This window comes from Arthrobacter sp. NPDC058097, assembly GCF_042884885.1.
Classification (GTDB): Bacteria; Actinomycetota; Actinomycetes; order Actinomycetales; family Micrococcaceae; genus Arthrobacter.
On record NZ_JBHVSZ010000011.1, the window covers coordinates 109122 to 129524 of the forward strand.

Genomic DNA, 20403 nt, shown 5'->3' on the forward strand with positions numbered 1-20403 from the left:
AGGGCGCACGGGTGAAGGCGCAGTGGCGCGCCGGGAAACTGCTAGGGCACGCCACCCAAACACGAGAACCGATGCGGAGCACGCCGGGCTGTCCGCTACCAAAACTACATCGACAGGCGCATGTGTCAGGACTACCCTTTAGCCGTCCGAGAGTGTTCCGACAATGGAGACGGAGAGGTCCGGAAAATGGGAACCCAGGAAGATGTTGAACTAATTCGGGGCGGCTACAAGGCCTTCCAAGCCGGTGACATGTCAACACTCCGCGAAATGTTCGCCGAGGATGCAGTCTGGCATGTCGCGGGAACCGGTGTGCTGTCCGGGACCAAGCAGGGGCGTGACGCCGTCCTAGGCTATTTCGGCGAACTGGCCACGCGATCCAACGGAACCTTCAACGTGACAATTCAGGAGATCATCGGCGGAGACAACCACATTGTCGGGCTGCAGCATAACCACGCTGAGAACAACGGCAAGACCCTGGATACCGATGCCGCCCTGACGTTCCAAGTCCGCGACGGAAAGATCAGCGAGGGCCGGGAGTTCTTCGACGACACAGCCCAGGCAGACGCCTTCTGGGAGTAACCCGAGCCAGAAAACCCAGCCGGTCCTTCGAATAGGTGGGTCTTCCTCAAACCAGAGATCGGGCGAGGTTGCTCCGACGACCGTCAGCCGGTGACGCGCGCAGGTCCGGGAGCCCGGCATTTCCGGCACCACCCCGGGCGAACCCCATGCGGCAGCGGCGGACCCAGCCCGGGCCGGACGCGGCCGATGGCCGTGAACCGGTTTTCAAGAAGTACGCCACGTTCAACTCAGGCTCGGCGTGTACCGCGGTGCCTTGCAATCTGAGAGAACACGCCGTTGCGGCAACGGCTAGAACACAGGCTGAACCATCGGCGAATGATCGATGTCGTACCGGGGCCCGTATTTGACCACCGAGCCACTGATGGCGGCGTCCTGCAGCGCCAGGAGGGCCGTGGCCGCTGTGCGCTCGCAATCCCGGGCTGTGCCGTACCACGACGGGGCCAAGAGCAGGGGGCGGGATTCCAGTCCCGCGTACCAGCCGATCTTTCCTGTCCCGGCATGGCGGACGAAGCTGACAGTTAGCCGGTTCGCCTCGTTGATGAGGAACTGCGCGTGCGTGACCGCCATGGCGTGGGTGTCGAAGGAGCCTGCACCGCGGCCGAGCTCCCTGTGGTTTCCTGACACCAGGCGCCACACGGTAAGCGGCTCGGCGACGCCGGGCAATCTCCTGGTGAGGCGCTGTACCGCCGGAACTGGCTGTGACTGGAGCCCGGGTCCTGCGGGGTGGTGGCGATCCTGCAGGTTGGCGTGCCTGGGGGTGTGGGCGGGCTGCGGGAGCGAGGCCAGGACCTCTGCCTCGCGTTCCTTCCAGCGCACGACCGCCGGAACGGACCGGCTCGTGAAGGACGTGAAAGCAATCCGCTCGTTCACCAATCCGGTCTCCTCTGTAGTTTGACCGGATCAAGCTGTCAGCCGCTGATCAAGATTCGCGCAGCCGTGGATCAAGATTCGCTCAAGAACATTGGCGAAAGGCAATGCGATGGGGGCTGGCCGCCGTGGCATCCGCGAGTTCCCGGGATGGTCGACTGATGTTCACCCGCAGTGCGCTGTTCCTTTGTCTGCGGCTTCGCCGCCCGGGGTGGGCCTGCCGCAGACTTTCTCTGGTCTCACTCCACCGGTGGCGAGCCAGCACCATGCCACCAGCCGGGCGTCATATCAGCGGCACCACCCCGACGCCGGCAGGCCATGATCCGCCAAATTTCCTGAACTTCCTAGATACCGAACTTCCTAGATGGGGAACACCATGAATTCACAGACCCTCAAGAAAGCCGGGGTCATCAGCGCCTCCGTGTTAGCTCTTGGGCTCGCGGGCGTCACACTCGCCTCGGCCGATCCGGCCACCGCGGGCCGGCCCTATGCCGCCGTCGGATCCGATACCACCCAGGACGTCTGGAACGGCCTGACCAACGCCGGTCCGCTGCGCTCGGTGGCCTCCTATAACGCCTTCGGGAATGGGCCCATCACGCTGGAAACCGGCAAGCAGCTGTCCCGTCCGGCAGGTTCCGGCGCCGGCGTCAAGGCCCTTAGCGCCGCCCACAACCCGGCAAACCACGTCTACAAGGACACCACCGGAACTGCCTTCACCCTGGCGCCGGAGGACATCAGCATCGCCCGGTCCTCCTCATCGCCCTCCGTCGCCGGTAACGACCTGACATTCCTTCCGTTCGCGCGGGACGCGGTCAGCGTGGCGTACAAGGACTCGGCAAGCACGGTCGCGCTCGACCTGACCACCGAGCAGATCAAGAACATCTTCACCTGCACCGCCGGCGCAGGAGTCAGCATCGATGGCGCCGGGAAGCCGGTGATCAACGGCATCACGCTGACCCCGAAACTGCCACAGGCCAGCTCGGGCACCCGCAGCTTCTTCCTGAAGGCAGCCGGCATCACCGTGAGCACCTCGTGCATTCCGGCCGAAAACCAGGTGGCGGCGGAAAACAACGGCGAAGCGCTGGTCAACGAAGGGGACATCATCCCCTTCTCCGCCGCCCAGTGGATCGCCCAGAAGAACGGCGCCACCGGCAACACCACGGCCGCGGGCCAGGTGCTGGCAGACATTGACGGGCTGAAGGCTGTTGACCCGGCCTCATCCGGAACCTCGCTCCGGCCGGGAACGCTGTTCGGAAACCCGGCCCTCGTTCCCGCCAGCGCGGTTGGCACGTTCGCCCGCGACACCTACAATGTGGTCCCCACCTCGGTGCAGACGGCCACCGACGGCCAGAGCGTCATCCTCCGCAACACCGTCACGTCACTGCTGAAGACCACGGCAGCCAAGAGCATCATCACCAAGTTCGGCTTCAAGAACATCGAGTACGCCGGCGACTGGACCAAGGGCAAGCCCTCCGGCTACACCAACTAGCGAAACTCTTGGGGGCCGGCCACGCCGTGCCTCCTGCCACGGGGCATTACCCGGTTCACAGCTTCTCGCCGGCTTGGCGACTATTCATGAAAGAGAAGGCTCATGGCCATCGAAGGCAATTCATTCCCGCGGGGCGCTAAGACCGCCGCCGCCGTACTGGGCGGGGCCCTGCTGCTGAGCGGCGGCATCGTCCCGGCCCAGGCAGCAGTCCCGGCAGGCTCCGCCGGGACCGTCTCCTCGAGCAAGACCACCGGTACCTGGGCCGCGGCGGACCTCGCGGCCGCCGAACTGACCACCGACATGCAGTGCCCGGTCACCGACGCGATGTCCGGCGCCCTGGTGTTCCTGACCGACAAGGGCACCGAGACCCCTGCTGTGGCAGGCTCCGACGTTCGCGTGGAGACGCTGTATCCATTCACCCAGGATCCGCTGTTCCAGATGTCCCTGGATGCCAACGGCAACCTCGCCGCGCCGAGCACCCTGGAGAACGGCTTCCGGGACCGCGCCAATGCCGCCATCGCCAGCATGGCCTCCGCGGCGGCACCCCACCACACCTATAGCATCGGCTTCGTGTGCACGCAGCAGTCCGCCGATTTCGCCACCGCGACAGTGAACGCGGTCAACGGAAAGCCCGTCGCCGCGTGGGCGACGCTGACCACGGACGGCGCCGGACAGTGGAGCATCAGCGCCGCCGAAGGCACGTTCAGTTCGGTGGCGGCACCGAGCATCAGCGGCACGGCCGCCGTCGGCTACACCCTGACGGCCAAGGCCGCAGCGCCGGTTCCGGCCGCTGACAGCACAGCCTTCCAGTGGCTGCGCAACGGATCCCCGATCTCCGGCGCGACGGCGGGCACCTACAAGCAGGTGGCCGCGGACCAGGGGCAGAAGGTCAGTGTCCGGGCAACACACAGAAAGTCCGGCTACTCCGACGCCGCGTCGACCTCCGCCGCCGTCACAGTCCAGGGCGCCTTCGGCTCGCTGGTGGTGCCGAAGATCTCCGGAACCGTGGCGGCCGGTTACACCGTGAAGTCCGTGGTGACCCTGCCGGCGCCCAAGCCGACGGCTGTCACCTACCGGTGGCTTCGCAACGGTGTCATCATCAGCGGCGCAACAGGCTCCAGCTACAAGCTGACCTCCCTGGACACTGGCAAGCAGATCCGGTCGCGGGCCTACTTTGCCCGGCCCGGGTACCTGTCGACCTACCGTGACTCGGCCGCCGTGGTGTCCAAGGCGGTGTTCACCTCGGTGACAGCCCCGGGCTTCAGCGGCACCACCACGGTTGGCTCCACCCTCAGGGCAGTGGTGAAGCGGCCTTCACCTGCGCCCTCGGTCACCGGCTACCAGTGGCTGCGCAACGGCGCGGCGATCAGCCGGGCCACCGGGGCCAGCTACCGGCTGACGGCCGCGGACCGCGGCAAGCAGATCCGGCTCCGGGTCACGTTCAGCCGCGCCGGGTACCTGACCGCGACGGCAACCTCGGCCTACCGCATCATCCGCTAACCGAGATCCGGGGTGGGGCGGACCCGGGCCACCGGGCCCGCCCCACCTGCTTTACCCACTATTCACCCGACGGTTCCCATTCCTTAGCCCCCCGAGAGGGGCCTGGGGCGGCCCGTTGCACATACTTACTGGGGGCCGCTGGCTTACGGGGGGCACTGGCGATTGCACGTGAACCGCGGCATGCGGTGCGTGGCCCCGCGGGGCATCCAGTGAACCAGCGGCCCCGCCTTTGACTCCGCCAGCACCTTGGCTGTACTGAAAGACACAAACTCCCCATGACATTCCTCCGTTTTCGCGCGCGCACCGCCGCCGGCTGCGACATCCTCAAGGGGCCGCGGGTGCCGGCGGCGGTGCTGGCCGTCCTCCTGACGGCCGCAACGCTGCTGTTCCCGGGACAGGGTGCTGCGGCGGACGCCGTGCCGGGCTCGGACTGGGGCGCCCAGGGCAGCATGGCCAGCGATTCTGCGGTGACGGTCAACTGGGACAACAGCGGCAACCCGGCAGGGACGGTGGTGCCCCGCGACGCGGAGCAGCAGCTGCCCCACACGGCATCGAAGACCTATGCCGACGTCGGTGCGCGGCTGCGCAGCGAAGCGGCGGCAACGTTCGGGGCCGGCAACGGATTGGGCGGCCTGGCTGTGACCGTGTCGCAGACACGGAATCTGCAGAACCAGGCTGTGACAGTGTCCTTCTCGGGGGCCAAGGCCGTGGCCGGAAGCAACGGCAAGACCTCGACATATCTCCAGGTGTTCCAGTGCTGGGGTGCGCCGGGACCGGACGGCAAACCCGATCCGGACGCGGCCTCGCCGGACCCCGCCACCTGCCAGTTCGGCGCCACCGGGTCCGACGGGGACATCTCCAACCCGGCCCACCAGCGCGCCCTCCTCAACGACCCTCTGGTCCGCGGGGGCGACTGGGAAGAGGCTGACCGGCAGTCGCCGTCGATGAACCTTCCGGCTCCGTTCCGGGCCATTGACGGGCAGACGACGCGCATCACGGACGGTTTCAACCTCAGCGAATACCACAACCCGTACTTCAGCCGGACCTCCACCAACGAGCAGTCCAACTTCATCTCCGCCGACACCGGCTCGGACAAGGTGGCGGCCGCGGGGTCGCGCACCTTCGAAATCCAGACCGGCGCGGAAGCCTCAGGCCTGGGCTGCGGTTTCCGGCCCGATGCGCCCAGCGTCAGAAAGTGCTGGCTCGTCGCGGTGCCGCGGACGGAGGTGATCGACAGCATCCTCAACGCCGGACCGCTGACGCCGAGCCTGTGGGCCACCCGGGTTCAGGTTCCCCTGTACTTCCAGGACCTGGCGGCCGTGTGCCCGTCGGACCAGGCAGCCACGCTCAGTTTCGGCTCCGAATCGCTGGCATCAGCCATGAAGTCATGGATCCCCGGCATCTGCGACCAGCAGCGCTTCACCCTCGGGTTCTCGCCGATGTCCGACCTGCAGGCCCGCTCGCAGCTCACCGGCGGCAGATCCCTGGCCTTCACTACCCGCCCGCTGGCCGGCAAAAAGGACATGATCTACGCCCCGGCTGCCGTGAGCGGCGTGGTGGTGGCCATGACCATCGACAACGTCTGCACCCGCCGCTACACCGCCTATTCGGCGGCCGACTGCGGCTACGCCAGCGAGGCGGATTTCGAGGCCGACAAAGCCAGGAACGGATCGCTGGTGCGCAACCTCCGGCTCAATGCACGGCTCGTGGCCAAGTTGCTGACCCAAAGCTATGCGCTGCACACGGCGCCGGCCTCGGCTTCTGACGCGCCGTTCGCCAAGCCAGGCAATACGCGCTACGGCCGGCCCATGACCTACAGCCTGCAGCAGGACCCGGAGTTCCTCAAACTGAACCCGACGGGGCTCGGCAGCGCAGGGAACCTGGCCCCGCCCGTCGTCGAGGGCCTCCGCTCCGACGCCGCCGCCGCGGTCTGGGACTGGCTGCTCCACAACCAGAGCGCGCGGGCGTTCCTGCAGGGCTGCCCCGACCCCGAGGGCATGGTGATCAACCCGTTCTACTCCATGCGGACCTACGACTCCTGCGAAGACCGTGCGGCCGAACTGGACGCGGCAGCGAAACAGAAGATCGCCGAGACCAAGACCCCCGCTTCGTTCACCTATGCGGCGCCGGTCTATCCGTCCGACAGCGCACCCTACCCGCAGGCCTACTGGGCTGAGAAACCGGCCGTGATGCTCGCCGACGGCAAGACCGTGGACCAGCCTGCGCTGACCGTCGGAGACCAGTTCGCCCGGGTCCCGGACATGGCCACGGCCGCCCAAAACACCGTCCGCGCGCAGCCGGCGTCGGTGACCGACTGGTGCGCGGACTGCAGCCCGCCGGCCTTCAAATCCGTTCCCCGGCAGGGCTTCGGCAGCCGCAGCGTCATCTCCATCACCGACGCGGCCTCAGCCGCGAGGTTCCAGCTGCCGACCGCCCAGTTGTGCAGTTCGGACGGAAGTGCCTGCGTCGCGGCCAACAACGCGAGCCTTCAGGCAGCCGCGGCGTCCTTTGAACCCACCGGAACTTCCGGCGTCGTCGGCCCCGACAGCACCCCCGACTATGCCGCCGGGGCCTATCCGCTGACTGTTCCTGTTTACGGGGTCGTCAATACTGCGGCCGTGACGGCTGCCGACGCCGGCACCTACGCCCGGCTCTTCGACTACATCGGAACCGCAGGGCAGGAACAGGGGTTCCGTACCGGAACCCTGCCCCCGGGATACGCGCCGCTGACCGCGACGCTCAAGGCGCAGACGGCAGCTGCCGTGGGAACCCTCCGCTCCATCTCCAAGCAGGGGAGCGGGCCGCTGGCGGGGACCAAGCCCGGCTCACCGCTGGCCCGCGTTCTCCCGTCCACGATGGCCAACGTGCCCGAACACATTGCCGCACTCGGAAGCGAAAACAGCGCACCGGTATCCGGCGCGGCCAACCCCTCCACTGACTCCGGAACGGCTGCTGCCCCGGCCGGCAAGGCGCCCCGGGCAGGGGCGGGGCCCGTCCAGGAGATCGTTCCCGTGGCCGGGGGCCAGACGGCGGCGACGGGCAGCGCATGGCCCCAGTACCTGCTGCTGACCGGTTTCGGTCTCGCCGCGGCGGCCGCCATTGCATCACTGATTCTGTCCCGAGGAAAACGCCGATGAGCACCTACTTGCCCGACTACTCCGACGACCGCCAGACGGCGGAACCCCGGACGCTGAAATACCGCTTCGAACCGAGGGACTACGTGTTCCGGAGCATCACCCGCGCCGGCGGCGTGGTGGTGCTGGCCGTCATGGCCATGGTGGGCATTTTCCTGGCCAGCAACGGCATCCATGCCATCAACGAGGTGGGGCTCTGGAAGTTCCTGACCACCCAGAACTGGGCACCGGAAAGCAATGACTTCGGCATTGCCGCCGTGCTGTGGGGCACCGTCCAGATCGCCGTGGTGGCCCTGCTCGTGGCCATGCCGCTCTCCCTGGGAACGTCCCTGTTCATCACCGAGGTCGCCCGCGGCCCACTCCAGCGCTCCCTGACCTCCCTGATCGACCTGCTCGCCGCCGTCCCCTCGGTGGTTTTCGGCCTGTGGGGCGCCTACCTGCTGCAGCCGAACATCGTCGATTTCAGCAAGTGGATTTCCGTCTGGTTCGGATGGATCCCCATCTTCCAGGTCGACGGCGTGGACCCCGGAAGCCCGCTCCGCGACACTGTCCCGTTCACCGCCTCGACCTTCATCGCCGGCCTGGTGGTGGCCATGATGATCGTCCCGATCCAGACCTCCATCATGACCGAGTCGTTCCGGCGCGCACCCATCGGCGAACGGGAGGGCGCCTACGCCCTCGGCGCGACCCGCTGGGGCATGATCCGGTCCGTCGTACTGCCCTTCGGCCGGGGCGGGATCATCGGCGGGACCATGCTGGGCCTGGGCCGGGCCCTGGGGGAGACCATCGCCATCTACCTCATCATCAGCCCCGTGTTCGAGATCAAGTTCCACATCCTGGAAAAGGGCGCGAACTCCATCGCCGCGATGATCGCCCTGAAGTACTCGGAGTCGAACGAGTCCGCCATGAGCGCCCTGATGGCGGCCGGATTCTCCCTGTTCGTCGTCACCATGGTCGTCAACTTCACGGCGTCGGCCATCATCGCCCGCTCGCGTTCCGGCGCCGAAAGCGAGGGTTAGCCATGTCCCTGATCGACGAAATCACCGCCCGTCCCGCCGCGTCCGGCAGCGTTGGGGACGACCGCACGCACCTGCCCCTGCTCGAGAAAGCCGACGTCGCCACCGACGAGCTCCGCATCCGGACCGGGCCGGCCCGTGAACGCACATTCGCCCTCATGGGATCCGCCCTGGCCGCCCTGGCCATGGGACTGCTGCTGACCGTGGGCATCGGGCTGATCCCTCCGGGTTGGCTGTTCGCGGTGTCCTTCTTCTGGTTCGTGGTGCTGTACACGGCACTTCTGGCGCTCAGGGAGCCGCTGCCCGTGGTCCGGGATGGCTTTGTCACGGTCCTGTTCTGCGCTGCCGGCGCCGCCGTCGTGGGAACCCTGGCCCTGGTGGTCGTCTTCACCTTCGGCCGGGGCCAGGAGGCCCTGGGCCATCTCAACTTCTTCACCAGGGACATGACCGGCGCCGGGCCCCTGTCCGGCCTCGGCGAGGGCGGCATCCTCCACGCGCTGGTCGGAACGCTGCAGCAAATCGGCATCGCCCTTGTCATCACCATCCCGCTGGGCCTGACCACCGCCGTGTACCTCAACGAAGTCGGGGGCCGGCTGGCCCGGATCGTACGGACCGTGGTGGAGGCCATGACGGCCCTGCCGTCCGTGGTGGCCGGACTGTTCATCTACGCTGCCGTGGTCATGGCCATCACCCGCCAAACGAACGGGTTTGCCGCCTCCCTGGCGATCACGGTGCTCATGCTGCCCATCATGATCCGGTCCGCGGACGTGGTGCTGCGGCTGGTGCCTGGCAACCTGCGCGAAGCCGGACTCGCCCTCGGTGCCGGACAGTGGAGCGTCGTGTGGCACATCGTCCTGCCCACGGTCCGTTCCGGACTGGCCACCGGCGTCATCCTGGCCACCGCCCACGGCATCGGCGAAACCGCACCGGTGCTGCTGACCTCCGGCTTCACGGGCGTCATGAACCTGAACCCGTTCTCCGGCCCGCAGACCCCGCTGCCCCTGGCGGCCCTGGACCTGGTCCGCTCACCCGTGCCTGGCATGGTGGCGCGCGGGTTCGCCACCGCCGCGTTCCTGCTCCTGGTGGTGCTGGTGCTGTTCATCATCGCCCGCCTGATCGGCGGGCAGGAGGCCGGCAAGAGCACAGACGGACAGCTGCGCCGGATGGCCGCCGCCTCCCGCCGCGACCTGCCGCGCATCGAAGCGAACTTCTCGCGGCTGCTGGGCGAACGCCACCGCCTCCGCGGCGGCCAGGCCGAGGCAGACGACGGCGGAGAACCCGTACACTCCGCCGAACCGACCGCGCCCGACAGCGCAGCAGATGCCGAAAGGCAGGAGAAACCATGAAACGCAGACCCACCCGGACCGGCAGGTCCGCCCTGGCCGGGACAGCCATTCGTGTGGCCGGCGCGCTCACAGCCCTGGCACTGATCTTTGCAGGGCTCGCCCCGGCGCAGGCCGCAAGCTACATCCGGATCGGCGGTTCAGGCTCGTCCTGGGCCGGAAACGCCCTGCAGGACTGGGTCTCGCGGGTGGGTTCCCAGGGCGTCACCGTCGACTACGAAAACAAGGGCTCCTCAACCGGACGCAAGGAATTCGCGGACAAGATGAAGCAGTTTGCCGTCTCCGAGATCCCTTACACCGGCGACACCGCCGACCCGCGCGACAACAGCCTGCCGCCGTTCAAATACGCCATGCTGCCGGTCGTCGCCGGCGGAACCGCGTTCATGTACAACCTGAAGACCGGCCCGAACCGGCTGACCAGCCTCAAACTCTCGCAGCAGGCCATCGCCAAGATCTTCACCGGCCAGGTCCAGAAATGGAATGAACCCATCATCCGCGCCGACAACCCCGGCGTTCCGCTGCCGGATGCCCGGGTCAACGTGGTGGTCCGCTCGGACGGTTCCGGCGCCACCGCCCAGTTCACGCTCTGGCTGCTCCGCCAGTTCCCCGCCGACTATGCCGTGCTGTGCCAGAAAACAGGCTGCAACCCCAGGGCGGCCACGTCGTTCTTCCCTATCGGCAATGGCCAGCTGCAGAATTTCGTGGCGCAAAACGGTTCCCAGGGCGTCACCACCTACACCGCCAACAACCAGTACACGATCAACTACGACGAATACTCCTACGCCAAGGGCATCGACTTCCCCACGGCCCAGGTCAAAAACGCCAGCGGCTTCTACACCCTGCCCACAGAATCCGCCGTCGCCGTCGCCCTGACCCAGGCGAAAATCAACCTGGACAGCAAATCGGCCAACTATCTCTCCCAGGACCTTTCACGGGTCTACGGCTACCACGATCCGCGCTCCTACCCCATGTCGGCCTACTCCTACATGATCGTCCCCACCCAGACGACAGAAGCGCTCAACGCCGCCCAGGGCGCCACCCTGGGATACTTCGCCAACTACGCCCTCTGCGAAGGCCAGCGCCCCATGGGCCAGCTCGGCTACTCGCCGCTGCCGATGAACCTCGTCCTCGCAGCCATGGACCAGATCCAAAAAATCCCTGGAGTGGACAAGCCCACCCTGGACAAGATCAACCAGACCAAAACGAGCGTCCGGACCGGTGGCACCCCGGCCTGCAACAACCCCACCTTCAAGCCCGGCGACTCACCGGCGATGAACCAGCTCGTCAGGAGCGCACCTTTCGACCCCGCCTGCGACGCCGCATGCCAGGCGCCCTGGACCGGCTCCAACGCCGCCGAGAACCAGGGCCCAGGGAGCACCGGTTCCAACACAGGAAACGGCGGCGGCAAAGCCGCACCCGCGGCTGCCACGGGAGCCGCTGGCGGCACCGCTTCGGGGAAGACCGCTCCGGCCGGTTCAGCAGCACCCGCTGCTGCCGCACCGGCGGCCAACGGGAACACCGCGGCGGCCCGCACTGGCAGCGCCGGGGCGTCCTGCGACGCCGACACCGGCACCTGCGGGACTACCGCCCAGGCGCAAGGCGCCGTCGCCGGCCAGGCCCTGGCCCCGGTATCCACCAACCTGCCCGCCTACAACGGCTGGGGCCAGCCGCAGACCCTGCTCGTGGTCGTCGGGCTGCTCCTGCTGGTGCTGGTGCTGGCACCGCCGCTGATCGCCCACCTGCTCGGCCGGGGCACCCCTGTCAGGCCGGGGAAGCAAGGTTCCCGGACATGAGCGCCGTAACCAGCCCGGAAACAACTGAAGCCGCGGCGAGGCTACCGGCGGCACCCCAGGACGGCGCAGCCGGGACCCGGAGCGGCCATGGAGGCAAGCGCCGCCGACCGTCCCGGCCACGGAAAGCCGCGGTACCGCCCAAACCGCTGGCCCTCGTGCTGTCCATGGCCCTGACCATGGTGGCCGCCGTGATCACCCTGCAACTGGTCAACATCATCATCGTCTCCCCGTTGCAGCACGCCATGGCGCAAACACGGCTGTACGAGCAGCTCCGGCTCACCCTGAGCGAAGGCTCGGCCCCGCTGGGACAGACCGACTACGAGGGAAATCTCGTGGCACCCGGAACGCCCGTCGCACTGCTGTCCGTTCCCGGCCTGAACATCCGCGAAGTCATCGTCGAAGGAACCGCCGCGCCCCAAACCATGGAAGGCGTGGGACACCGGCGCGACACACCGCTGCCCGGCCAGCCCGGCACAAGCGTGCTGATGGGCCGGTCAGGAGCCTTCGGCGGGGTCTTCCGCGATCTGGCCCTCGCTCCGGCGGGTGCTAAATTCACCGTCATCACAGGCCAGGGCACGGCCACCTATGAAGTGACCGGACAACGCAGGGCCGGCGACACTGCCCCGCCCACGCCGACCGGAACGCAAGGCAGGCTGACCCTGACCACCGCCGACGGGCCAGCCTTCCTGCCCAACGACGTGCTCCGGGTCGACGCCAAACTTGTCTCCAAAGCCTTCGACAGGCCGGCACCCGTGATCCTGCCCGGCTCGCTGCCCGCTGCCGAACAGGCCATGGGCGTGGACACCTCGGAGCTGTTCATGCTCGTCCTCCTTCTCCAGCTGCTGATCCTGGCCTCACTGGCCGCCGTCTGGTCCTGGACCAGATGGGGCAAAGGCGAGACCTGGCTCGTGTTCGCTCCCGTGCTCGGTGCGGTCGCGCTGCTGGCCGGAACCCAAATCAACCATCTGCTGCCCAACCTGCTATGAGGAATATTCCTGTCATGAACACCCCGGACGAACCGCTAACCACAGCCATGGATCCCGTGCCCGGTACACACGCCGGCGGCAAGCCCCTCGCTGTCTTCGACGCCGACGACGAATACGGCACCGCGATCACCTTCGAGGCCGTAAACCCCAAAGACTTCAGCTTGGCCGCATCCAGCTCCGCGGCAGGCCTCGAAGCGGAGAACATCAGCGCCTGGTTCGGGGAGCGAAAGATCCTCGACCGCGTATCGCTAACCATGGACGCCGGCACCGTCACGGCCCTAATCGGTCCCTCCGGGTGTGGCAAATCCACCTTCCTGCGCATCCTGAACCGGATGCACGAAATGGTGCCAAGCGCCTCCCTCGCCGGGGAGGTGCTCCTGGACGGCCAGGACATCTACGACCCCCAGCAGCGGATCACAGCAGCGCGCCGAAACATCGGGATGGTCTTCCAGAAGGCCAACCCGTTCCCGGCAATGTCCATCTACGAAAACACAGTCGCCGGCCTGAAGCTCGCAGGACTGAAAGCCAGCCGCGCCGAAAAGGACTTCCTGGTGGAAGACTCGCTGCGGAAAGCCTCCCTCTGGGACGAGGTCAAAGACCGCCTGCACCAGCCCGGTGGCGGGCTCTCCGGCGGCCAGCAGCAACGGCTATGCATCGCCCGGTCCCTCGCAGTCAGCCCCCGTGTCCTGCTGATGGACGAGCCCTGCTCGGCCCTCGACCCCACGTCCACGCGCCGGGTTGAGGAAACCATCGAATCGCTCCGCGGCCAGGTGACAGTGGTGATTGTCACGCACAACATGCAGCAGGCGGCCCGAGTCTCGGACACCTGTGCCTTCTTCCTCGCCGCCCACAACACTCCCGGCGTCATCGTGGAGCACGGGGACACGGACGCCATGTTCAGCAATCCCAGGGACCAGCGCACCAACGACTACGTCAACGGCAGGTTCGGCTAGTCCATGCCGCGAGTAAAACCCCTGGTCCTGCTCAACAGCCTGGCCATTCTCGTCATCGCCGCGGCATTCGTCTGGGCCGTCCGGCTCCCGGCACCGGATGCTGTGCTCTCCGCCGCGCCGAACCCGTCGGTTGGAATCCGTGCCGTGGCCGCCGGCGTCACCGTGGCGCTGCCCATTAATGCAGAGCCGGACGGTCATCCAGAGCCAGGCGGCGCCGCAAACCGGGCAACGCCACAAGGCGGGCAAAACGCCAACGGCACGGAACCGGCGTCGCGCTCCGTTGTTGAGCCACTGTCTTCAGACCCGACGACGGGAACCGCCCCCTTGCCTGCCGCCGGCTGGATTGCCAGCACCGCAGCCCGGACGGGGATCCCATCCCGTGCGCTTCAGGCCTACGCCGCTGCGGCGTCCGCCGCCAACGCATCCCAGCCTGCGTGCACGATCGGTTGGAACACGCTTGCGGCCATTGGACTCATCGAGTCCGGCCATGGGACCCACGGCGGAGGCTCAGTTATGGAAAACGGCGCCTCGAGCCGGCTCATCATCGGACCCCAACTCAACGGGGACGGTTACGCGCCAATCCCCGACACCGACGGCGGCGCCCTCGACGGCGACACCCGGTGGGACCACGCAGTGGGCCCCATGCAGTTCATTCCGTCCACCTGGCGCACAGCGGGCCGGGACGGCAACGGCGACGGAATCGCGGACCCGACGAACATTGATGATGCAGCCCTTAGCGCAGCGATTTACCTATGTTCCGCTGGAAGGAACCTCAGTACCGGCCAGGACTGGACCGATGCCATCATGTCCTATAACCATTCCGCGGACTATGTCGCCGCGGTTCGTCAACAGGCCAACGCATACGCCGCTCTGGCCGAACCCGGAGGGTAGAGGTCGCTGCTGCCCAAGCCGCCCACAGTCCAGACGCGAGGGCTGGACGAAGTGAGGGCAACAACTGGCGGCGTCCTCGCTGTCAGTGTTGGCAGCCAAGACCCGCTTGCCACCCCGCTCGAAGGAGTAATGGCGTTAGTTTTTGGCGGTCGCCAGCCTCTGTGGACTTTCCGGGCTGCTTTTCCTGCGGCTCTCATTCTCGACATCTTCCTGACCAGAAGCTGGAGCAGAGAAGACGCGCTCAGAGCTTACCCGGCCGCCCACCCAGGCTGAGCCGCTCGATTTCCCCCTACCGACGCTCCAGGCCGGGAAAGCGGAAGGCTCGATTTATCAGAACTGGATCGCCCCCTAGCGAACGGTACCGTCAAGGCCTTTATCGGGCGGGAGAGAACTCCGTGGGGGCCGCGTGAAACATGACGCAGTGTGTGACCGCTGCTCATACAGCGGCGTCCTCGTCGCCGCCGATCGCGTTGGTCTGGGTGTTGTCCCTGCCGGACCAGATCTTGATGATCGTCCAGCCGGCAGCGGTGACCGGGACCGCCACGAGTGACTCCGCGGATCGTCGGCATGAGGGTGAACAGCGTGCGGAGCAACGGCCACGCTCATCGAGCCGGCCACCTAAACGGTGGGCTGCCGAAGCGCCTAATGAGTCCTTATGGGTTACTGCACGCGAATGTTCTGCGCAATAGGGCCCTTGGGTCCCCGCCCCACCTCGTATTGGACTTTCTGGTTTTCCTCCAGCGAGCGGTACCCGCCGCCGGCGATCTCCGCGTAGTGGGCAAAGATATCCCCGGATCCGTCGTCCGGAGTGATGAAACCGAAGCCCTTTTCAGCGTTGAACCACTTGACCCTGCCTGTTGCCATGACTGTTCCTTCGTGCCTTCAAGTGCTCTGCCGACAAGTGCCGGCGACAGCGGACACCATCGTCCGCATCCACAACCTATTGTTACTAATCGGTAGTTAACTCCCGGGGGCGACTTCGTGAACACGGGATGACGGGGGTCAGGGGCCTCTGCGGGCAGGGCCCTAGGTGCAAGTTGGAAGACAAATCGTTGCCTGAAGTAACCAAGACGGTCACCTCGATTTAAGCTCGGCTCCGTAGGTTCGCTCACGTGAAAAGACCTTCCAAACCCGTCAGTGCATCCCCCAGCGACCAACAATCCCGCACCTCCGGCCTGCGGCAGCTGCCACGCTACATCCGAGGCCACAAGCCGCTCGCGATCGTTGCCGCCAGCTGTACCCTCGCCGTTCTGGGAGGCGCCGGCATCGCCGCCGCCTCCACCATCCCCTTCGGCCAGCAGCAGGTTGGCTCGCAAAACGAAAGCGGGGAGCAGGTCTCCTCGAACCAGATGATCAAGCCCATCGGCGACCGCCTGATGACCCCCTTCGGCAAAATCATGGGCTCGACCGTCAGTCCCGACGGCCGTTACCTCGTCGGGACCAGCGCGGACCGCTCGGTCGACCTGCAGGTCTTCGACCTCACCACCTATAAGCCCGTGGCTGCGGCAGGCACCCAAGCAGCCGCCGCTTTTGCAACAGCGGCCGGCAACGCGGGTTACGCGAACATGGCGTACCAGCGCATCACGGATGGCTCGGTGGGCCAGGAAGGCCCGGTCTTTTCACCGGACGGGAAGTTCCTCTTCGAGCCGGTCGCCACCGGCATCATCCGTTACCCCTTCAACGCGGACGGCTCGCTCGGGGCCGGGACGAAGATCAGCATACCCACCGCGGGGACCAAGCAGGCGCTGACCGCCGGCATGGCCTTCTCTCCCGACGGCTCGACGCTGTACGCCGCCGTGAACGGCCAAAACACCGTGGTCGCGATCGACCCGGCCGCCGGAACCATCAAGCAGACCTTTAGCACCGGTATCGCCCCGCGCCAGCTCAAGCTCGTCAACACCAAGCTGTACGTCTCCAACGAGGGCGGCCGCCAGGCTGTCGCGGGTGAGGCGACCATGAACTCCTACGGCACGGACGTCCCGGCGGACACCAAGCTCGGTACCTCAACGACCGGCACGCTCAGCATCATCGACACGGCCAACGCCGCGGCGCCGGTCTCCTCGATCAATGTTCAGCTGCACCCGACAGCAATGTTCCTGGACGGCTCCACCCTGTACGTGGCGAACACCAACAGCGACACCGTTTCAGTGGTGGACACGGCGAGCAACAAGGTCCTGCAGACCATCGCCACCCAGCCGTGGGCTTCCGCCCAGGTCGGCTATGAGCCGACCGCCATCACCATGCAGGGCGACCACCTGCTGGTTTCCCTGGGCCGCGCGAACGCGGTCGCGGTCTACAAGGTCAACAAGAAGGACCCGAAGGACCCGGCCAGCTACATTGGCCTGCTGCCGACAGACTACTACCCGGGCAACGTCACCGCCGTGAACGGCCAAATTGTGGTCACCAACGTCCGAGGCATCGACGCACGCGGCCCGGGAGTGACCATCAGCGAGGGCCCGAACACGACGACTGCGACCGGCCACGGCACCCACTCGACGACGGCCTCGCTCACCAAATTCACCTTGCCCGGCGATGAGCAGATCCAGCAGTCGACCGAGACCGTGTTCGAGCAGAACGGCTGGGACGGCAGCTCCGTCAAGGAAGCGACGGCCGCAGCGGCCGCCAACATTCCCGCCGTCGCCGTCCCCAAACGGATCGGGGAGCCGTCAACCATCAAGCACGTGTTCCTGATCGTGAAGGAAAACCGCACCTACGACCAGGTCTACGGCGACATGAAACAGGGCAACGGCGACGCGTCGCTGACCCAGTTCGGCGCGAAGATCACCCCGAACCAGCACGCCCTCGCCACCCAGTTCGGCCTGTACGACAACACCTACGACATCGGCACCAACTCCGCCGAGGGCCACAACTGGATGATGCAGGGCGACAACCCCGCCTACACCGAAACCAGCGCCGGTGAGTACAAGCGGTCCTACGACACCGAAGATGACGTCCTGGGCCACCAGCGCTCCGGGTTCCTCTGGACCGCCATCCAGGCCGCAGGGAAGACGGCCAGGAACTACGGCGAGTTCGACTCCGAAGAGGGCAAGCCGGCAGGTGCGACCTGGCAGCAGTACTACTGCGCCGCCACCAGCACCATGGCCGGCGGCGACCCGGCCCAGCTCTTCACCCCGGAGCTGCAGATGCACGCCAGTTCGGCCATCCCGTCACTGAACGACATCACTGACCCGAACGCGGCGCCTTTCGATACCTCGGTGCCGGACATCTACCGCTATGAGACCTGGAAGCAGGACTTTGAGAAGAACGGTCCGAAGAACTTCCAGATGACGTGGCTCTCCAGCGACCACACCGGCGGCACCGCCGACCCCGAGGCCCAGGTCGCGGACAACGACCTCGCCGTGGGCAAGATCATCGACGAGATCTCGCACTCCAAGTACTGGAAGGACTCCGCGATCTTCATCGCCGAGGACGACAGCCAGAACGGCACCGACCATGTCGACGGACACCGCGCCCCGGTCCAAGTCATCAGCCCCTACGCGGTGCACGGCAAGACGGTCAGCACCTTCTACTCGCAGATCAACATGGTTCGCACCATCGAGCAGATCCTCGGGGCCCAGCCGCTGAACCAGAAGGTCGCCGCCGCCACCCCCATGTTCGACGCCTTCACCAACAAGGCGGACCTGACGCCGTACGTATCGGTCCCGAACCAGGTCCCGCTCACCGAAGGCGTCAAGACCGCCCCCGCCTGCGGACCCGATACCCTGGGCCAGACCGGAGCGGCCGCCGCAGCGGTAAACGACGCCGCAGCCAAAGCCGTCGCTGTCCCGGCACCCATGAAGGTAACCGCCGAAAAGTGGGAGAACTGGTCCGAGAAACAGCACCTGACAGGCAACGGTGCGAAAGAAGACTACGCAGACCCCAACCTGTTCAACCGCTGGACCTGGTACCAGACCCACAAATGGGCAACCCCCTACCCGGGCGATGACAAGGTCTACGGGCCGGACAACGTGCCCGGCATCCCCGCCGGATCAACCAACCACGAGGACGACTAACCAACCCTGACCGGAACCAGTCGCTGACAGCTCCGGGCAGTAGCCGCAATCAATGGGCTCCCGGCCTTTATCGGCCGGGAGCCCATTTGCGGCTTTGAGCTGTTTACCCGAAGGAAAAATACTGGCACCCGGGCACTGGTGCCGGCCGGGCATTAAGAAGGTGAGGTAGGCCAAGGCATAATAAAGAATTTCAAGTTTTGGGATTCTCTTGAATGCTTTGGTTTGTGCTGCCCAAAGCGCTACATATTTACGCAAGTGTGGCGGGACTGCGGCCGTTACCCGGGCTCACCGCTGCTCCCTTAAATGGCTCATCGCATTTGAGGGTGTAATCGGGGCCTGAATCCGCCGGCTTCGAGCAGTGATCGGGCGATGTAGTTGGCAAGGTTCCGGAAGCCGAGGGCGGAGCCGCGGAGGTGTTCGAGCCTGCCGTTGAGTGCCTCCGTGGGCCCATGGCTGGTGCCGGGCCGGTCGAAGTATGCGAGCACGTCCCCTGCCCGGCGTTTCATTATCCGGCCGAGCGTGATGACGTCGGTGAGCGCCGCGGGAACGCCGGTGCTGATTGCGCCGATCAGTGCTTGCATATGCTGTTTGCCTCGGGTGCCGTCGGGTTCGCGGTAGGCGGCGATGACGCGCTGGTAGATCCCCCCCAGGTCGCTTCGACTTCGGCGTGGTCGTCCGCGGCGAACAGGGCCTCCAGCCTGTCCTTCTGCTTGTCGGTGAGCAGATCGTGGCCGGTGTGCAGGGTCCGGCGGGCGGCGTAGAGCGGGTCCCCGGATCGTCCGCGGTGACCAATGGTCTGCTGCTGAACGCGTTGACGGCATCTGTCCAGGGCGTCGCCGGCAAGCCGGACGACATGAAATGGGTCCATGACCTCGACCGCGTCCGGGAGCTCTTCGGCGGCCGCGGTCTTGAACCCGGTGAACCCATCCATCGCCACGACCTCGATCCCGTCCCGCCAGGCCTTCGGCCGCTCGGCGAGCCAAGTTTTGAAGACCTGTTTCCAGCGGCCCTCGATCATGTCCAGCAACCGTGCAGGGCCGGTCCTGTCGCGGACCGGGGTGAGGTCGATGATCACGGTGACGTACTTGTCCCCACGCCGGGTGTGCCGCCACACATGCTCATCAACGCCGATCACGGCCACCCCGTTATACCGGCCGGGTCCGCGATCAACACCCGCTTGCCTTCGGCAAGGACCGCGCTGTTCGCGGTATGCCAGGACACGCCCAGGCCTTCGGCGACGCGGGCGACGGTGAGGTGCTGGCACACGATGCCCTCCAGCGCCCAGCGCAGCCCGCGGCGGGAGATCTTCGCCCGGGGCTGCGCTGCTTTGGAGATGTCCTGTCGCCACACCCGACCGCACCCGGTGCACTTGTAGCGGCGGACCCTCACCAGCAGCGTGGTCGGGCGCCATCCCAGCGGTTCGTGCCCGAGCGGACGTGTGACCGTGCCGCGGGCGACGCCCTGGCCACCACACGAACGGCACCAGTCATCCGGATCAACGGCACGGCATTCCAACACCGCACGGCCAGGGGCGAGACGCTGCCCGGCAGCTTCGAGCCCAAGCTCATCGAGCCGGCAGAACGTAGTCAGGTCAGGAGGCAGGAAGGTAGCGTGGGACACGTCGAGGTCTTCCGGATGGGCAGTGTAGGAACTTCCATCATCGGAAGACCTCGACCTCTATCCGGCCACCGACGCGCCAACTCCCGCTACACCCTCAAATGCGATGAGCCCCTAAACCCGGCGTTGTCAGCCAAGCTCGAGGTGACCACCCGGGCTGTCCACAGTTGGGGTCAATCCGGGTTATCCACGCCTGGAAATCGGGAGCAATCAGGAAAGCTC

The 20403-nt window shown here is 66.4% G+C and carries 13 protein-coding genes and 1 pseudogene; 11 read left to right on the forward strand and 3 right to left on the reverse strand.

Features of this window, described 5'->3' with window-relative positions:
- Positions 1-186: 186 nt before the first annotated feature.
- Positions 187-579: a nuclear transport factor 2 family protein gene (locus ACFVTE_RS18695; protein ID WP_387102914.1), complete on the forward strand. Its 393-nt coding sequence runs from the start codon at positions 187-189 to the stop codon at positions 577-579.
- Positions 580-867: 288 nt separating this feature from the next.
- Here the strand turns inward: ACFVTE_RS18695 and ACFVTE_RS18700 are convergent, their stop codons facing one another.
- The gene (locus ACFVTE_RS18700; RefSeq protein ID WP_387102915.1) at positions 868-1449 is read right to left on the reverse strand and encodes a hypothetical protein; all 582 of its coding nucleotides are present in this window, start codon (positions 1447-1449) and stop codon (positions 868-870) included.
- A gap of 373 nt (positions 1450-1822) precedes the next feature.
- Here ACFVTE_RS18700 and ACFVTE_RS18705 point away from each other — a divergent pair, with 373 nt between their 5' ends.
- The 9 genes from ACFVTE_RS18705 (at position 1823) to ACFVTE_RS18745 (ending at position 14551) form a co-directional block, all read left to right on the forward strand.
- Entirely contained in the window at positions 1823-2935 is a 1113-nt protein-coding gene (locus tag ACFVTE_RS18705) for a hypothetical protein (RefSeq protein ID WP_387102917.1), read from the forward strand.
- Positions 2936-3037: 102 nt separating this feature from the next.
- Positions 3038-4435, forward strand: a complete 1398-nt coding sequence (locus ACFVTE_RS18710; protein WP_387102919.1) for a hypothetical protein — start codon at positions 3038-3040, stop codon at positions 4433-4435.
- Between the two features lie 275 nt (positions 4436-4710).
- A complete protein-coding gene (locus ACFVTE_RS18715; RefSeq protein ID WP_387102921.1) occupies positions 4711-7572 on the forward strand; it encodes a hypothetical protein in 2862 nt (953 codons plus the stop codon).
- Positions 7569-8588, forward strand: a complete 1020-nt coding sequence (gene pstC / locus ACFVTE_RS18720; protein WP_387102922.1) for a phosphate ABC transporter permease subunit PstC — start codon at positions 7569-7571, stop codon at positions 8586-8588. The genes ACFVTE_RS18715 and pstC overlap by 4 nt, the downstream gene beginning before the upstream one ends.
- 2 nt (positions 8589-8590) lie before the next feature.
- On the forward strand, positions 8591-9931 hold the full coding sequence (locus ACFVTE_RS18725; protein ID WP_387102924.1) for a PstA family ABC transporter permease: 1341 nt from the start codon (positions 8591-8593) through the stop codon (positions 9929-9931).
- A complete protein-coding gene (locus ACFVTE_RS18730) occupies positions 9928-11721 on the forward strand; it encodes a substrate-binding domain-containing protein (protein WP_387102926.1) in 1794 nt (597 codons plus the stop codon). Before ACFVTE_RS18725 ends, ACFVTE_RS18730 begins: the two co-directional genes overlap by 4 nt.
- The gene (locus ACFVTE_RS18735) at positions 11718-12707 is read left to right on the forward strand and encodes a sortase (RefSeq protein ID WP_387102928.1); all 990 of its coding nucleotides are present in this window, start codon (positions 11718-11720) and stop codon (positions 12705-12707) included. The genes ACFVTE_RS18730 and ACFVTE_RS18735 overlap by 4 nt, the downstream gene beginning before the upstream one ends.
- Positions 12708-12721: 14 nt before the next feature.
- A complete protein-coding gene (gene pstB, locus ACFVTE_RS18740) occupies positions 12722-13660 on the forward strand; it encodes a phosphate ABC transporter ATP-binding protein PstB (RefSeq protein WP_387102929.1) in 939 nt (312 codons plus the stop codon).
- A 3-nt stretch (positions 13661-13663) separates the two neighbouring features.
- A complete protein-coding gene (locus tag ACFVTE_RS18745) occupies positions 13664-14551 on the forward strand; it encodes a lytic transglycosylase domain-containing protein (protein ID WP_387102931.1) in 888 nt (295 codons plus the stop codon).
- Between the two features lie 660 nt (positions 14552-15211).
- Here ACFVTE_RS18745 and ACFVTE_RS18750 read toward each other — a convergent pair.
- Positions 15212-15415, reverse strand: a complete 204-nt coding sequence (locus ACFVTE_RS18750) for a cold-shock protein (protein ID WP_387102933.1) — start codon at positions 15413-15415, stop codon at positions 15212-15214.
- A 248-nt stretch (positions 15416-15663) separates the two neighbouring features.
- Here ACFVTE_RS18750 and ACFVTE_RS18755 point away from each other — a divergent pair, with 248 nt between their 5' ends.
- A complete protein-coding gene (locus ACFVTE_RS18755; RefSeq protein WP_387102935.1) occupies positions 15664-18564 on the forward strand; it encodes an alkaline phosphatase family protein in 2901 nt (966 codons plus the stop codon).
- A gap of 308 nt (positions 18565-18872) precedes the next feature.
- Here ACFVTE_RS18755 and ACFVTE_RS18760 read toward each other — a convergent pair.
- Positions 18873-20184 (reverse strand): annotated as a pseudogene (locus tag ACFVTE_RS18760) (ISL3 family transposase).
- Positions 20185-20403 lie beyond the last annotated feature (219 nt).

What these genes read in the sequence shown, in the direction of transcription:
- ACFVTE_RS18725 (WP_387102924.1), top strand. Translation starts at nt 8,591, where the DNA reads ATGTCCCTGATCGACGAAATCACCGCCCGTCCCGCCGCGTCCGGCAGC.
- ACFVTE_RS18745 (WP_387102931.1), top strand. Translation starts at nt 13,664, where the DNA reads ATGCCGCGAGTAAAACCCCTGGTCCTGCTCAACAGCCTGGCCATTCTC.
- ACFVTE_RS18735 (WP_387102928.1), top strand. Translation starts at nt 11,718, where the DNA reads ATGAGCGCCGTAACCAGCCCGGAAACAACTGAAGCCGCGGCGAGGCTA.
- pstB (WP_387102929.1), top strand. Translation starts at nt 12,722, where the DNA reads ATGAACACCCCGGACGAACCGCTAACCACAGCCATGGATCCCGTGCCC.
- ACFVTE_RS18715 (WP_387102921.1), top strand. Translation starts at nt 4,711, where the DNA reads ATGACATTCCTCCGTTTTCGCGCGCGCACCGCCGCCGGCTGCGACATC.
- ACFVTE_RS18695 (WP_387102914.1), top strand. Translation starts at nt 187, where the DNA reads ATGGGAACCCAGGAAGATGTTGAACTAATTCGGGGCGGCTACAAGGCC.
- ACFVTE_RS18750 (WP_387102933.1), bottom strand. Translation starts at nt 15,415, where the DNA reads ATGGCAACAGGCAGGGTCAAGTGGTTCAACGCTGAAAAGGGCTTCGGT.
- ACFVTE_RS18710 (WP_387102919.1), top strand. Translation starts at nt 3,038, where the DNA reads ATGGCCATCGAAGGCAATTCATTCCCGCGGGGCGCTAAGACCGCCGCC.
- ACFVTE_RS18705 (WP_387102917.1), top strand. Translation starts at nt 1,823, where the DNA reads ATGAATTCACAGACCCTCAAGAAAGCCGGGGTCATCAGCGCCTCCGTG.
- ACFVTE_RS18730 (WP_387102926.1), top strand. Translation starts at nt 9,928, where the DNA reads ATGAAACGCAGACCCACCCGGACCGGCAGGTCCGCCCTGGCCGGGACA.
- pstC (WP_387102922.1), top strand. Translation starts at nt 7,569, where the DNA reads ATGAGCACCTACTTGCCCGACTACTCCGACGACCGCCAGACGGCGGAA.